Raw genomic sequence first — 14,525 nt, 5'->3', positions numbered from 1 at the left:
CGGACATGACTCCCGAGGATGTCCTGCCGGAGCCCCTGCTCGAGGCCATCCGCGGCCGCGCTGCGGGCTATGACCGAGACAACTCCTTCTTCATCGAAGACCTCGAGGAGCTGACCACCGCCGGCTACCTCAGGCTGTTTGTGCCGGCGTCCGACGGCGGCCTGGGACTTGGGCTCGAGGCGGCAGCGCAGTGCCAGCGGCGGCTGGCAACGGCCGCCCCGGCCACCGCCCTGGCCATCAACATGCACCTGGTCTGGACCGGCGTCGCCCATGTCCTGGCCGCACGGGGTGACAATTCCCTGGACTTCGTCCTGCAGGAGGCCGCCCACGACGAAATCTTCGCCTTCGGCAATTCCGAAGCCGGCAACGATTCGGTACTTTTTGATTCCAGAACGGCAGCCGTTCCCCTGCCGGGCGGAGGGTACAGCTTCACGGGTACCAAGATCTTCACGAGTCTTTCGCCAGCCTGGACCCGGCTGGGAATCTTCGGCAAGGACGCCCAGGCCAGGGAAGGCGAAGGGGAGCTGGTGCACGGGTTCATCACCCGGGAAGCCGCGGGCTACGCCATCCTGGAGGACTGGAACACACTGGGCATGCGGGCCAGCCAGTCAAACACCACCGTTCTGGACGGCGTCGAGGTCCCGCCGGAGAGGATCTTCCGCAAACTTCCGGTGGGACCCAACGCCGATCCGCTGATTTTCGCCATCTTCGCGTGCTTCGAGACTTTGCTGGCTGCCGTGTACACCGGCATTGGCGAACGTGCCCTGAACCTGGGTGTTGAGGCCGTCAGGCGCCGCACGTCCTTCAAGAATGCCGGCCGCAGCTATGCGCAGGATCCGGATGTCCGCTGGAAGATCGCGGAGGCCGCCATGGCCATGGATAACCTCTACCCCCAGCTGCTGGCCGTTAGCCGCGATGTGGATGCGCTCGTTGAGCACGGGCCGCAATGGTTTCCCAAACTTGTGGGGCTGAAGGTCAATGCGACTGAAACGGCCCGCCGCGTTGTGGACCAGGCCATCAGAGTGAGTGGCGGTTCCAGCTACTTTCGTGGGTCGGAGCTTGAACGCCTGTACCGCGACGTGCTGGCTGGGATGTTCCACCCATCAGATGATGAGTCGGCGCACAACACCGTAGCGAACGCGTGGCTGGGTCCGTTGGAGGACTGAAACAGGCCACTGGCCTGTTAACCCCTGCACGGTCAGCTGGCCGGACAATTCCTACACGGTCCGCTGGACCTGCATCACCCGGCGGCGGAGCCAGAAGCGCCTGCCGCCGCCCAAATACAGCTTGCTGCGTTCCAGCTCCCACTTGCCGTACTCGGAATGCTCCACGAGCCGGCGCCTGGCGTCAGGCAGCGAATCGTCACGGCTAACCGTCAGAACGAGGTACTCGTACTGCCTCAGAATGTCCCGTTCGCGCTGGACCGAGCTGGTGAGAAAATGTTCCTTCATTGCTCTCCATTTTCGTCCTTTTCCGGCTAACGTGAAGGCATGAGCATCGATCCGCGTGTCGCGCTTCAGTCCTTGACAACCGCCTTGGAAGAACACCTTATAGCAGCATCCAACCGGCGTGGAGATGGTGATCCCGCGGTGGAAGCGGCTTTTTTTGCGGTCTCGGATGCTTTCGAGGTTTATGAAGACGCACTCTACGAGGCTTACAGCGAAGTTACACCCCTTCAGGTCTTCGATGATGAAGAAGATGAAGACGATGAAGCCGGCATCGATGACGACGAGGACCTGGAAATTCTCGAGGAATGAGAACTCCGCGCCGCCATCGCGGGCAATGACCTAACGCTGCGGTCCTGAACGGCGTGTCAGCCGGGCAGGGAAACTCAGCCGGGCAGGGAAACGTCCTCGAGCGCGCGGGCAATTTCGGGTGGCAGCCTGGTCAGTTGGGCCGCCATGATTTCTTTCGCCTGCACGGGAGTCCTGGGCCCCACGATGGCCGTGGCCACGCCATGCTGGGACAACAGCCAGCTCAGCGAGACATCCAGCGGTGTCCGGCCCAGGCCCTTGGCCGCCATGGCCACGGCTTCCACCACGCTGGACGGCTGCGCCTCCAGATAGGGCTCTACGTAGGGTGCGGAGTCTGTTCTTGCCGCCCTGGAACCGGCAGGAATGGCGCCGCGGTACTTGCCGGTCAGGACGCCGCGTCCCAGCGGAGCCCAGGCCATCAGTCCCAGGCCGGCATCTTCGACGGCGGGAACCAGTTCCGCTTCCGCCTTTCGCTGCAGGAGTGAATATTCAGCCTGCGCGGCTACGAGCGGAAATCCGGCTACCGCCGCGGCCTTGGCGCTTTGCCACCCGTTGAAGTTCGAGATCCCCGCATACCGGGCGCGGCCGCTCCGGAGTGCGAATTCAAGCGCGGACAGGGTCTCGTCCAGCGGAACGTTGCCGTCCCATGCCTGGGCAAACCAGATATCCACGTAGTCAGTCCCCAGCCTGGCCAGGCTTGCGTCCAGGCCGGTGAGCATCGCGTTACGTGACGTGTCCACCGTGCGCCGGCCGTCCGACGTCGTCATCCCCGCTTTGGTGGAAATGCAGACTTCGGTGCGGGAGACGACGTCACCCAGGAGTGAGCCGACCATCGCCTCGGCACGGCCGTCGGCGTAGGACGCCGCGGTATCTATGAGCTTTCCGCCACCATCGATAAATGTGCGCAATATCTCCGAGGCGTCCTGTTCGTCGGTATCGCCGGACCAGGACATGGTGCCGAGGGAAAGGGCCGAGACTCGCAATCCACTGTTGCCGACGTAACGCTGCTGCATAGCTGCAAGCTTACGGGGAATCAACAGGGTCCATGACGTAGGGTCTTAGCGTGAACTGGTTTGAGGCGGCCCTGCTGGGCCTAGTGCAGGGACTGACCGAATTTCTACCGATTTCATCGAGCGCCCACCTGCGGATTGTGGGGCAGTTCCTGCCCAATGCATCCGATCCCGGAGCCGCGTTTACCGCCATCACGCAGCTTGGTACCGAGACGGCGGTGGTGATCTACTTCTGGCGCGACATCGTGCGGATCGTCAAGGCTTGGGCAGGATCGCTGACCGGAAAAGTCTCCCGGCAGGACCCGGATGCCCGCATGGGCTGGCTGGTGATCCTGGGCAGCCTCCCCATCATCGTGCTGGGCCTGCTGTTCCAGGACCAGATCGAGTCGGTGTTGCGGAGCCTGTGGCTCGTCGCCACCATGCTGATTGTCTTCGGGCTCTTTCTGGCCGTGGCCGACGCGATCGGAAAGCAGGATCGGGACCTCACGCAGCTCACGTACAAACACGGCATTATGTACGGCTTCGCCCAGGCGCTGGCTCTTATTCCCGGTGTGTCGCGATCCGGCGGCACCATCACGGCAGGTCTCCTGATGGGCTACACACGCGAAGCCGCCGCGCGGTATTCGTTCCTCCTGGCTATCCCGGCGGTGTTCGGCAGCGGCCTTTACCAGCTGTACAAAGTGGTCTCCAAGGAAGGCATCACCGGCCCCTACGGCCTCCCGGAGACGGCGCTGGCCACCGTCATCGCCCTGGTGGTGGGCTACGTGATCATCGGCTGGTTCCTCAAGTTCATTTCCACCCGAAGCTACCGGCTCTTCGTCTGGTACCGGATCTTCCTGGGCCTGGCCCTGTATCTTTTGCTCGGTTTCAATGTCATCAGCGCCTAGCCGTAGGCTTAGGCTGTGAAATCCTGGACCTCCCGCCCTGTCCCTGCGCTGCCCGGCGCCATGCCTGCCATCCGGTTGTTCGACACCGCAAAGGGGAGTGAGGTCACGCTCCGGGCCGGGGGAGAGCAATCCATGTACGTCTGCGGGATCACACCCTACGACGCAACCCACATGGGCCATGCGGCCAGCTACGTGGCCTTCGATCTGCTGAACAGGGCCTGGCGTGACGCCGGCCAGCAGGTTTCCTACGTCCAGAACGTCACCGACGTTGACGACCCCCTGCTGGAGCGCGCCACTGCCACCGGCGTGAACTGGCGGGACCTGGCCGCGAGCCAGATTGAACTCTTCCAGACCGACATGGAGGCCCTCAACGTCCTCTCGCCGGACCACTATGTGGGTGCCGTTGAATCAGTTGACATCATCGTTCCGGCCATCGAGCGGCTGGTCCGGCTGGGGCTGGCCTACCGCGTCCCTGGTACGGCAGGGGAGCCCGACGGCGACGTCTACTACGACGTCGAAGCTGCCGGCAAGCAGTCGGTTGCCCCGCATGCCTGGACCCTGGGCTCGATCTCCCGCCTTGGTGAAGCCGAAATGCTGGAACTGTTCGCCGAACGCGGCGGCGACCCGGGCCGGGCCGGCAAGCGGCAGGCCCTGGACCCCCTGCTCTGGCGGGTTGCCCGTGACGGCGAGCCCAGCTGGCCGGGCGGCGAGTTGGGCCAGGGCAGGCCTGGCTGGCATATCGAATGCACGGTCATCGCCCAGCGGTACCTGCCGGCTCCCTTCACTGTCCAGGGCGGCGGCTCTGACCTCATTTTCCCGCACCACGAGATGGGCGCCGGTCACGCCTATTCCCTCGCCCAAGTGCCGCTGGCCCATCACTATGCCCACGCCGGCATGGTGGGCCTGGACGGCGAAAAGATGAGCAAGTCCAAGGGCAACCTGGTCCTGGTGTCCAAACTTCGGGCCGAGGGAGAAGACCCGGCTGCCATCCGCCTGGCCATCCTGGCCCACCATTACCGTTCAGACTGGTCCTGGACCGCTGAAGGGTTTGAAGCCGCAAAGGACCGCCTGGCTGCGTGGCGCAGTGCCGTCGCCACGGCGCCGGAAGGATCGGCCGCCGGCCTGATCGCTGAAATGCGGTCCGCCCTTGCATCTGACCTGAACGCACCGGCCGCCCTGGAAGCTGTCGACCGCTGGGCTGCCGCGGCGGACTCCGCCGCGGCAGCGGGCAGCCGGCATGATCAGGCCCTGGTCAGGGACGCCCTGGACGCCTTGCTCGGCGTCGTACTCTAGGGGGCGTCGTACTTTAGGGCTTGTCCCGGCCCCGACGCTTGAGATAACGCTCAAACTCCCGCGCGATGGATTCACCGCTCGCCTCCGGAAGATCGGCCGTATCTTTTGCCTCTTCCAGCTGCCGGACGTACGCGGCGATCTCCGGATCCTCGGTAGCCAACTCATCGACGCCGCGCTCCCACGCAGCTGCCTCTTCCGCCAGTTCGTGTGTGTCCAGCGGGACCTGGATCAGTTCCTCGACCCGGTGCAGGAGAGCCAGCTGCGCCTTGGGTGACGGGGCCTGGGCCACGTAATGGGGGACGGCTGCCCAGAGGGAAACCGTAGGAAGGCCCGCCAGCAGGGACACTTCGGACAGTACTCCGACGATGCCGACAGGACCTTCATACTGGGATGCTTCAAGGTTGAGGCGTTCCCGCAACACAGCGTCGTCAGAGGAGGTGCTGACGGGAATCGGCCTGCTGTGCGGAACGTCTGCCAGAAGGGCCCCCACCAGGACCACGTAGTCAACCTTCAGCGCTTCGGCGTGGACCAGCAGTTCCGCGGTATAGGCCCGCCACTTGTAGGACGGCTCAATGCCCTGGACGAAAATGACGTCCACGTTCGAATCCGGCGCACTGGCCTTGTAGATCCGAGTGGATGGCCACTTGATCTTGCGTTCCCCCGAGGCGTTCCTGCGAACCGTAGGACGCGTGAACTGGAAATCGTAGTATTCGTCGGCGTCAATGGACGCGACCTTCTTGCCGCCCCAGACCCTGTTCAGGTAGCGCAAGGAATCACTGGCGGCCTCGCCGGCATCGTTCCAGCCTTCGAATGCGGCCAGCATCACAGTAATGCGCTCCCCGTCCGCCACTGGCAGCAGGAACTGCTCCGGTTCAGGTGCGGCACCCGGTTCCGCGGTGTCTCCGTCGAAGCTATTCATCTCATCACCCTACGTCCAAGAACCGGCGCGACGCATTGAATGAAGGGCCAAAAAATGCGCCGGGGCGCGTGCGGGCGCAAAGGCAATGCTGATATTCGCCGAGGGCGTATCCACCGGCTGGCGTTCAGGTGCGCCCCGTAGACTGGGATCATGCGATCCCTACCCTCCGTTTCCCCGCTCAGAGCCGTACTTTGGGATATGGACGGCACCATTGTGGACACTGAACGCTACTGGATTGCCGCGGAGCACGCCCTTGTGGAAGCGCACGGCGGCACCTGGTCCCACGGGCAGGCCATGCAGCTCGTGGGTCAGTCGCTGACGTATTCGGCCGGAATCCTGCAGGCCGCCGGTGTCCGGCTGGAGCGCCGGGAGATCATCGACACCCTGACCTCTGAGGTCATCAGGAGCGTCCGGCACTCTGTTCCCTGGCGTCCTGGGGCGCGGGAACTGCTCGATGGCCTGCACGTCGCCGGAATACGATGCGCGCTGGTAACCATGTCGGAGGAGCCGTTGGCCCGCGAAATTGTCGCGAGCCTGCCCAAGCCTTACTTCGAATTCCTGGTCACGGGGGACACCGTCACCCAGGGCAAGCCGCACCCGGAAGCATACTTGAAGGCAGTGGAGATGCTTCAGGAGGCAGACCCGGACCTGACCGTGGATCACTGCGTCGCCCTGGAGGACTCCGCGCCGGGAGTGGCTGCTGCTGTGGCCTCGGGCGTCGCCACCGTCGCCATTCCGCACATTGTCCCCATCGCCGACGATCCGAGGCACACCGTCTGGGAATCCCTGGCCGGCCGCACCGTTTCCGAACTGGAGGCCATAGCAGCGCTCAGTCTGGCCGCCGCGGCTGCTGGACCTGGCGTGCCCGCGACGGGGAGCCCGTCATGAGTTCCGCACCCGCCCCAGCCCGCCGCGAAGGAATACCGCTCGGCAGGATCGCCGGAATCCCGGTCATTCTGGCGTACTCGTGGTTTGTGATCGCCGCCTTTACCGTCATTGTCTACGGGCCCCTGCTGTTGGAGCAGAATCCGGTGCTGGGCGTCTCCGCCTACTACATGGCGTTCGCGTACGCTCTGCTGCTGCTGATCTCCGTCCTGGTCCACGAACTGGCGCACGCCCTCACGGCCAAGATCTACGGCTGGCCCACGCAGAAGATCGTGCTGAATCTCTGGGGCGGCCACACCCAGTTTGAGAATTTCACGGCGACGCCGGCGCGCTCGGTCATCGTGGCGCTGGCAGGGCCGGCAGCCAACCTGGTCCTCGCCGGCGGTGCCTGGGTGGTCGTCTCCACCACCAGCATGGGCACCGTGGCCGAGATCCTCACGAACATCTTTATGTGGGCCAACTTCGTCATCGGCATCTTCAACGTCTTGCCCGGACTCCCGCTGGACGGCGGCCGGATTGTTGAGTCGGCCGTCTGGAAGGCAACCGGGAGCCAAGCCAAAGGCACCGTCGCCGCCGGCTGGGCCGGCCGCTTCATCGTGGTGGCACTGGGCTTCTGGTTCATTGCCCGGCCGCTGCTGGCCGGTGATACGCCAGATATTAGCCTTCTGATGATCACCGTCCTCGTCGGCGGCTTCCTCTGGATGGGAGCCAGCGCCGCAATCCAGCAGGGCACCCTGCGCGGAAGGATGCATCTGGTCAGCGCCGCTGCCCTGGCGGCTCCCGCCGTCGGAATTCCAGCCACCGCGATGGTGACCGACATCCGCAGGCTGTCACCGGACGGCTCACGCGCCGTTGTGGTCTGCGGGCCCGAGGGGCGCCCGCAGGGTGTTGTGGATCCCGGTGCCCTCGCCGCGGTTCCTGACTATGCGGCCGGCTCCACGCCCGCCACGGCAGTGTCCTATGCCCTCGCGGCGGGAGCCTACGTACCTGAGTCGTCCCAGGGGCAGGAACTGATCCAGTACCTTTCCCAGCTGGACGGTCACGAATATGCCGTGGTGGACCATCACGGAACCGTCACCGGCCTGCTGGCGCAGAACGTGGTGGTGGCCGCCATCACCGGCAAGGCTGACCCGTCAAATAGGCATCCCCAGGGTCAAAGCCGGTAGAGTTACGTGCCGGCCGTGCATTGCCGCCGCGTGGCGGCCCGGAGGCCTGCGCCACACCCGGCGGACCTATTCCGATGCGTGGCCCCACAGTTTTACAGGAGCGAGGAAAATCCATGAGCAGCGAAACTGCCGCCGAAGCCGCAGCACCAACCACCACAGCGCCGTCCACCACAGGTGGGGCTGCCAATGGCATCCAGCCGGTGGGAGCTGCCCGCCGCCGCGGGCCTTTCCGTGAAGGCGAACGGGTCCAGCTGACCGACGAGCGCGGCCGCATGAACACGATCTCTCTCGAAAGCGGCGGCGCCTTCCACACACACCGCGGCTTCCTGAACCACGACGAGATCATCGGAAAAGCTGATGGCTCAGTCGTCGTGAACAACGTCGGCCAGCAGTACCAGACGCTGCGCCCCCTTCTTTCGGACTTTGTCCTTTCCATGCCGCGTGGCGCCGCAGTGGTCTACCCGAAGGATGCCGGCCAGATCGTCACCATGGCCGATATCTTCCCCGGCGCCAGGGTTGTTGAAGCCGGCGTTGGCTCCGGAGCGCTGTCCATTTCGCTGCTCCGGGCCGTTGGCGACAACGGCTACCTCCATTCCTTCGAGCGCCGCGAGGAATTTGCGGACATTGCCCGCGGGAATGTGGAAACCATCTTTGGCGGCCCGCACCCGGCGTGGAGGATCTCCCTTGGCGACTTCCAGGAGGAAGTAGTCCGCAGCGAGGCACCCGGATCCGTTGACCGTGTCGTGCTGGACATGCTGGCACCTTGGGAATGCCTTGACGCCGTCGCCACTGTCCTCGCGCCCGGCGGCGTCTGGATCAACTACGTTGCCACGGTCACCCAGCTCTCCCGGACCGCGGAGGCCATCAGGGCCGATGGCCGCTTCACCGAACCCGATGCCTGGGAGTCCATGGTCCGCGGTTGGCACCTTGAGGGCTTGGCCGTCCGTCCGGACCACCGCATGGTGGCGCACACCGGCTTCCTGCTGGTCACCCGCCGGCTTGCCGACGGCGTCACCGGCATCTCCGTCAAGCGCCGTCCCTCCAAGACTGGCTTCAACGAAGAAGACGTCAACGCCTGGACACCCGGTGCCGTCGGCGAACGCCTCGTCTCAGACAAGAAGCTGCGCCGGGCCGCGCGCGATGCCATTGCCGGAACCAACGTCAAGGACGAACCGGAGATCACGAACTAGTCCACATTTCGGGAGTCTCCAGCAGTACCTGCCAACTTGGGGCTAAGGTCTTAAGAAGAAGAGCAGGAAGGGGCTGATGCACCATGGAGACGCCGAATCAGGACTCCGGACGTACACCGGCGGAGCAGTCGGCCGCCAACGACCTGACGGCTGCGGAGCGGCAGGCCAATGTCCTCCGCGACAAGCTCAGGCACATTGACCGCCAGCTTGCGGCCGCCACGCAGAACAACGCGAAGCTGGTCAGCATGCTGGAAGCGGCCAAGGCCGAGATTCTGCGGCTGAAAAATGCCCTGGACCAGGAGGGCCAGCCCCCGTACAGCTTCGGCACCGTCCTGCAGCTCAATCCCAGGCGGCTGCCGTCAGCGGGCAATAGCGGCCAGGCTGCCACCGAGGAATCGGTGGACATTTTCAACGCCGGCCGGAAGATGCGCGTGGGCATCAGCCCCCTGGTCAACATCAGTCAGCTGGCGGTCGGCCAGGAGGTCCTCCTCAACGAGGCACTGCTGGTTGTTGCCGGCCTCGGCTATGAACGCGCCGGTGAACTCGCCACCCTCAAGGAAATGCTCGGAACGGACCGCGCACTGGTGGTGGGGCGTGCGGATGAGGAGCGTGTCATCAGGCTCTCCGGAGCCCTGCTCACCGAAAAGCTCAGGGTGGGGGACGCACTGTCCATCGACTCGCGCACCGGTTACGCCCTCGAAAAAGTGCCCCGCTCCGAAGTGGAGAACCTGGTCCTCGAAGAAGTCCCCGACATCACGTACGAGGACATCGGCGGCCTCGGTCCGCAGATCGAGCAGATCCGGGACGCGGTGGAACTGCCGTTCCTGCACCCGGACCTCTACCGCGAGCATGGGCTGAAAGCCCCGAAGGGCATCCTGCTGTACGGTCCGCCAGGGTGCGGCAAGACCCTGATTGCGAAGGCTGTTGCCAACTCCCTCGCCGCTCGCGCCGCGGAACGGTCCGGCAACGTGGACCTGAAGAGCTATTTCCTCAACATCAAGGGTCCGGAGCTTCTGGACAAGTATGTGGGCGAGACAGAGCGCCACATCCGCCTGATTTTCTCCCGGGCCCGCGAGAAGGCCTCCGACGGCAGCCCCGTAGTGGTCTTCTTTGACGAAATGGATTCGCTGTTCCGTACACGTGGAACCGGGATCTCCTCCGATGTCGAGACCACCATCGTCCCGCAGCTGCTGAGTGAGATCGACGGAGTGGAGCGGCTGGACAACGTCATTGTGATCGGTGCATCCAACCGCGAGGACATGATCGACCCCGCCATCCTCCGCCCCGGCCGCCTGGACGTAAAAGTCAAAATCCAGCGCCCCGACGCAGAGGCCGCTGCCGATATCTTCAACAAATACATCACCACGGACCTGCCGTTCCACGAGTCCGACCTCGCCGAACACAACGGCGACGTCCAGGCGACAGTGGACGCTATGGTCCAGCGGACGGTGGAAGCCATGTACTCCACGGAGAAGTCCAACGAGTACCTGGAAGTCACCTACGCCAACGGCGATACGGAAATGCTCTATTTCAAGGACTTCAATTCAGGCGCCGTAGTCCAGAACGTCGTGGACCGGGCCAAGAAGTATGCCATCAAGGATCTCCTGACACTGCACCAAAAAGGTCTTCGGATCGAACACCTGCTGCGTGCCGTCGTGGATGAATTCCGCGAGCACGAGGACATGCCCAACACCACCAACCCTGACGACTGGGCGAGGATCTCAGGTAAGAAGGGCGAACGGATCACTTACATCCGCACCATCGTGCAGGGTAAGGCAGGCCAGGAGCCCGGCAAGTCCATCGAAACGATGCCGAACACGGGACAGTACCTGTGACGGCAGCCCCTCAACGCGCCGGCGGGGAAGGGCTCCCGGTCGGCGGGGCCATGCGTGTCATGGGGGCGGAAACGGAATACGGCATCCACGCCCCGTCCGCTCCCGGAGCAAACGCCACGATGATGTCCGCCCGCGTTGTCCAGGCTTATGCCCAGGTGACGCGGCAAAGGGCGGCCGGAGGGGCAGAGACCCGGTGGGATTACACGGACGAGGAGCCCCTCCACGACGCCCGTGGCTGGACTTTGGAAAGGGCCTCGGCCCACCCCAGCCAGCTGACAGACCAGCCGCCGGTACTTGACGCCGAAGCGGTGGCACTTGCTTACGGCCGTGAGGAATTGGAACTGGATGGTGAGGAGGAGTCCGGCAGCCTCCTGATGAACATGGTCCTGGGCAACGGAGCCCGCTTGTACGTGGATCATGCCCACCCGGAGTACTCCAGTGCCGAGGTGACCAACCCCCGCGATGCCGTGATCTGGGATGCAGCCGGGGACCTCGTCGCGCTGGCGGCTGTCCGCCGCCTGGCCGCGGATCCCGAGCTCCCTCCGGTCAACCTGTACAAAAACAATACGGACAACAAATCCGTCTCCTACGGCTCCCATGAGAACTACCTCATGCCACGCTCGGTACCCTTCGGGGACATCGTGCGGGGGCTGACGCCGTTCTTCGTCACGCGGCAGATCATCTGCGGCGCCGGGCGGGTGGGCCTGGGGCAGGACAGCTCTACTCCCGGGTACCAGATCAGCCAGCGCGCAGACTTCTTCGAGGCGGAGGTGGGCCTGGAAACCACCATCCGGCGTCCCATCATCAACACCCGGGATGAGCCGCACGCCACCGCGGACAAGTACCGGCGCCTGCATGTGATCATCGGTGACGCCAACCTGAGCCAATCCTCGAACTACCTCAAGTTCGGCACCACTGCCATGGTCCTGAGCCTGATCGAGGCCGGGCTGGCGCCCAAAGTGGAGGTGCACGAACCCGTCGCAGCCCTCCAGGCAGTCAGCCACGACACGTCGCTTACAGCCAAACTCAGGTTGCTGGACGGGCGCCGCGTGACGGCCCTGGACCTGCAATGGATCTACCACGAGGCGGCGGCCAAGCTGGCGCAGGACACCGGCGTTGCCGATGCCGTGGACGGGGACGGTCATACGCATCAGGTGCTGGAGCGGTGGGCTGCCACGCTGACCCAGCTCGATTCCGACAGGAATGCGGCGGCCACTTCCGTGGAGTGGTTGGCCAAGCTCTCCCTCCTCGAGGGCTACCGGAACCGCGACAACCTTGCCTGGGGTGACGCGAGGCTCGGCCTCGTGGACCTCCAGTGGGCAGACATCAGGCCGGAGAAGGGACTGTACTACCGGTTCCTGGCACGGAACCGCATGCAGCGGATCGTCGACGACGGAGCCATCGCCGCAGCGATGACCGAACCGCCTCCGGACACGCGTGCCTTCTTCCGCGGACGGTGCATCAGCAGCTTCGGCAAAGACGTGGTGGGGGCCAGCTGGGACTCGGTCATCTTCGACGTTCCGGGCTACGGCCGGCTTCAGCGCGTGCCAACCCGCGAACCCCTGCGCGGCACCAAGGCCCTCACGGGAGGGCTCTTTGCCCGCCACCGGACGGCCGGTCCGTTCCTCGCCGAACTTTTGGGGCATAACACCGCTCCGCCTGCGGCGTAAACCGCGCCGTCGGGCGGACAGCGTGGCAATATGGGCGTATCAGCAGATCCGCCCGGATCCGAGGATTTAGAGGAGAGATCACCATGGCAGGCCAGGAGCAGCAGAAGCCACAATCACACGACAGCCAGGTCGAGGACGAGATCCCGGAGGCGCCTCCGGCAGCCCCGGAAGCCCAGGCATCGGCCGCCACCCAGGGCGTCGACGACCTCCTGGATGAAATCGACGGCGTCCTGGAATCCAACGCCGAGGAGTTCGTCCGCGCCTTCGTCCAAAAGGGCGGCCAGTAACCCGGATCGGGATGCGGAAGCCGCGTCCGGCCGGAATCTGTACCGACGTTGAAGGACCACGTACAAGGAGTGCATCAGTGCAGGAAACAACCGCCAACCAGGTAGCCGGCAACGCGACATCCTCATTCACCGAGCATCTGCAGCGCGACCGGCCGGACCTGCTTCCATACAACCGCGCCATGCCTGCTGCAGCAGCGGCGACCCCGCTGCAGGTGCCTCATGCCACGACGATCGTGGCAATGAGTTATGGCGGCGGTGTCCTGATGGCCGGTGACCGGCGGGCCACTATGGGCAACGTCATTGCCAGCCGGCACATCGAAAAGGTGTTCCCGGCCGACAGGTATTCGGTGCTGGGAATCGCCGGCACGGCCGGCATCGCGATTGACCTGACGCGGCTTTTCCAGGTGGAACTGGAGCACTACGAAAAGATCGAGGGCACGCTGCTGAGCCTCGACGGCAAAGCCAACCGACTGGGGGCCATGATCCGCGGGAACCTGCCGATGGCCCTGCAGGGACTTGCCGTCGTGCCGCTGTTCGCCGGCTTCGACACAACTGCCGGCGTGGGCCGGCTCTTCTCCTACGACGTCACCGGCGGCAGGTACGAGGAACGCGAGCACCACACGGTCGGCTCCGGTTCCGTTTTTGCCCGCGGCGCGCTGAAGAAGCTCTGGCGGCCCAACCTGGCCGAAGCCGAGGCCGTCTCCGTGGCGGTCGAATCCCTCTATGACGCGGCCGACGACGACTCCGCCACAGGTGGTCCGGATCCCGTCCGTCAATTGTGGCCGGTGGTGTACACCGTGAACAGGGATGGCGCGCGGCGGATCCCCGAATCCGAGCTCGCGGCTGTTGCCGGCAGGATTATCGAAGCCCGGTCCGCCGAGCGGCGGGAGGCCTAAAATGACGCAGCAGTTCTATGTCTCGCCTGAACAACTGATGAAGGACCGTGCGGACTTCGCACGGAAAGGCATCGCCCGCGGCAGGTCGGTGGTGGTCATCAGCTGCCAGGACGGTATTGCCCTGGTCGCTGAGAACCCCTCACCCTCATTGCACAAAATCGGCGAGATCTACGACAAAATCGCGTTTGCCGCCGTCGGCAAGTACAACGAATTCGAAAGCCTGCGCCAGGCCGGGGTGCGGTACGCCGATGTCCGTGGCTACTCCTACGACCGTGAGGACGTCACAGCACGCGGGCTCGCGAGTGTCTACGCGCAAAGCCTCGGTGCCGTCTTCACCGCAGAACAGAAACCCTTCGAAGTGGAACTGGCCGTCGCCGAAGTCGGCCCGACACCGGAACTGGACCACCTCTACCGGCTCACCTTCGACGGGTCCATCGCCGACGAGCACGGCTTCATCGTGATGGGCGGCCAGGCGGAGCGTGTCTCGGCGGTCATCGCCGAGGGCTGGCGACCGTCGCTGCGTTTCGCAGGCGCTGTCCGCCTGGCTACCCGCGGCCTGGCCAGCGGTCCAGACCCGGCCGCTGAACAGGGCGAAGCGGGAGGAACCCTTCCCGCCAAGGCCGTGGAGGTTGCCGTGCTGGACAGGCAGTCGGAGACCTCCCGGGGATTCCGCAGAGCCTTCCGGCGGCTCAACGATTCTGATATCACGGCGCTGCTTGCTGAGGAGGACTGA

General features: G+C 64.6%; 15 protein-coding genes. 12 read left to right on the top strand and 3 right to left on the bottom strand.

Annotated elements, in window-relative coordinates:
* Positions 1-5 precede the first annotated feature (5 nt).
* The gene (locus tag NFC73_RS05475; protein WP_254748326.1) at positions 6-1,166 is read left to right on the top strand and encodes an acyl-CoA dehydrogenase family protein; all 1,161 of its coding nucleotides are present in this window, start codon (positions 6-8) and stop codon (positions 1,164-1,166) included.
* A gap of 51 nt (positions 1,167-1,217) precedes the next feature.
* On the opposite strand, the gene NFC73_RS05470 is transcribed toward NFC73_RS05475, so the two are convergent.
* Positions 1,218-1,451, bottom strand: coding sequence for a DUF5703 family protein (locus NFC73_RS05470; RefSeq protein ID WP_254748324.1), 234 nt, complete (start codon positions 1,449-1,451; stop codon positions 1,218-1,220).
* A 39-nt stretch (positions 1,452-1,490) separates the two neighbouring features.
* On the opposite strand from NFC73_RS05470, the gene NFC73_RS05465 reads away from it, so the two are divergent.
* A complete protein-coding gene (locus NFC73_RS05465; protein WP_254748322.1) occupies positions 1,491-1,757 on the top strand; it encodes a hypothetical protein in 267 nt (88 codons plus the stop codon).
* Between the two features lie 74 nt (positions 1,758-1,831).
* Here the strand turns inward: NFC73_RS05465 and NFC73_RS05460 are convergent, their stop codons facing one another.
* On the bottom strand, positions 1,832-2,767 hold the full coding sequence (locus NFC73_RS05460) for an aldo/keto reductase (protein ID WP_254748320.1): 936 nt from the start codon (positions 2,765-2,767) through the stop codon (positions 1,832-1,834).
* Between the two features lie 50 nt (positions 2,768-2,817).
* Here NFC73_RS05460 and NFC73_RS05455 point away from each other — a divergent pair, with 50 nt between their 5' ends.
* Together NFC73_RS05455 and mshC are read left to right on the top strand one after the other, a co-directional pair.
* The gene (locus NFC73_RS05455; protein WP_254748318.1) at positions 2,818-3,651 is read left to right on the top strand and encodes an undecaprenyl-diphosphate phosphatase; all 834 of its coding nucleotides are present in this window, start codon (positions 2,818-2,820) and stop codon (positions 3,649-3,651) included.
* A gap of 15 nt (positions 3,652-3,666) precedes the next feature.
* Positions 3,667-4,944 carry a cysteine--1-D-myo-inosityl 2-amino-2-deoxy-alpha-D-glucopyranoside ligase gene (gene mshC / locus NFC73_RS05450; RefSeq protein ID WP_254748316.1) on the top strand — a complete coding sequence of 426 codons (1,278 nt, stop codon included), beginning with the start codon at positions 3,667-3,669 and terminating at the stop codon, positions 4,942-4,944.
* A gap of 13 nt (positions 4,945-4,957) precedes the next feature.
* Here the strand turns inward: mshC and NFC73_RS05445 are convergent, their stop codons facing one another.
* Positions 4,958-5,863 carry a PAC2 family protein gene (locus tag NFC73_RS05445; protein ID WP_056339966.1) on the bottom strand — a complete coding sequence of 302 codons (906 nt, stop codon included), beginning with the start codon at positions 5,861-5,863 and terminating at the stop codon, positions 4,958-4,960.
* Positions 5,864-6,013: 150 nt separating this feature from the next.
* Between NFC73_RS05445 and NFC73_RS05440 the strand changes: the two genes are divergently transcribed.
* From NFC73_RS05440 to prcA, 8 genes are all read left to right on the top strand, one after another.
* A complete protein-coding gene (locus NFC73_RS05440; RefSeq protein ID WP_256548661.1) occupies positions 6,014-6,751 on the top strand; it encodes an HAD family hydrolase in 738 nt (245 codons plus the stop codon).
* A complete protein-coding gene (locus NFC73_RS05435; RefSeq protein ID WP_254748314.1) occupies positions 6,748-7,914 on the top strand; it encodes a site-2 protease family protein in 1,167 nt (388 codons plus the stop codon). Before NFC73_RS05440 ends, NFC73_RS05435 begins: the two co-directional genes overlap by 4 nt.
* Before the next feature lie 113 nt (positions 7,915-8,027).
* Entirely contained in the window at positions 8,028-9,104 is a 1,077-nt protein-coding gene (locus NFC73_RS05430) for a tRNA (adenine-N1)-methyltransferase (protein WP_254748313.1), read from the top strand.
* Positions 9,105-9,187: 83 nt separating this feature from the next.
* On the top strand, positions 9,188-10,939 hold the full coding sequence (gene arc, locus NFC73_RS05425) for a proteasome ATPase (protein ID WP_254748312.1): 1,752 nt from the start codon (positions 9,188-9,190) through the stop codon (positions 10,937-10,939).
* A gap of 50 nt (positions 10,940-10,989) precedes the next feature.
* Positions 10,990-12,609, top strand: a complete 1,620-nt coding sequence (gene dop / locus NFC73_RS05420) for a depupylase/deamidase Dop (protein ID WP_256548685.1) — start codon at positions 10,990-10,992, stop codon at positions 12,607-12,609.
* Positions 12,610-12,692: 83 nt separating this feature from the next.
* Positions 12,693-12,896 carry a ubiquitin-like protein Pup gene (locus NFC73_RS05415; protein WP_056339984.1) on the top strand — a complete coding sequence of 68 codons (204 nt, stop codon included), beginning with the start codon at positions 12,693-12,695 and terminating at the stop codon, positions 12,894-12,896.
* Positions 12,897-12,973: 77 nt separating this feature from the next.
* Positions 12,974-13,792 (top strand): proteasome subunit beta, encoded by an 819-nt coding sequence (gene prcB / locus NFC73_RS05410; protein ID WP_254748310.1) that lies wholly within the window; start codon positions 12,974-12,976, stop codon positions 13,790-13,792.
* A 1-nt stretch (position 13,793) separates the two neighbouring features.
* Positions 13,794-14,525 (top strand): proteasome subunit alpha, encoded by a 732-nt coding sequence (prcA, locus tag NFC73_RS05405; RefSeq protein WP_248760570.1) that lies wholly within the window; start codon positions 13,794-13,796, stop codon positions 14,523-14,525.

It is taken from the genome of Pseudarthrobacter humi, from assembly GCF_024294965.1.
GTDB classification, from domain to species: domain Bacteria; phylum Actinomycetota; class Actinomycetes; order Actinomycetales; family Micrococcaceae; genus Arthrobacter; species Arthrobacter humi.
The sequence above is the reverse complement of the archived record's forward strand: the minus strand, read 5'-3'. Positions and strand labels throughout refer to the sequence as shown.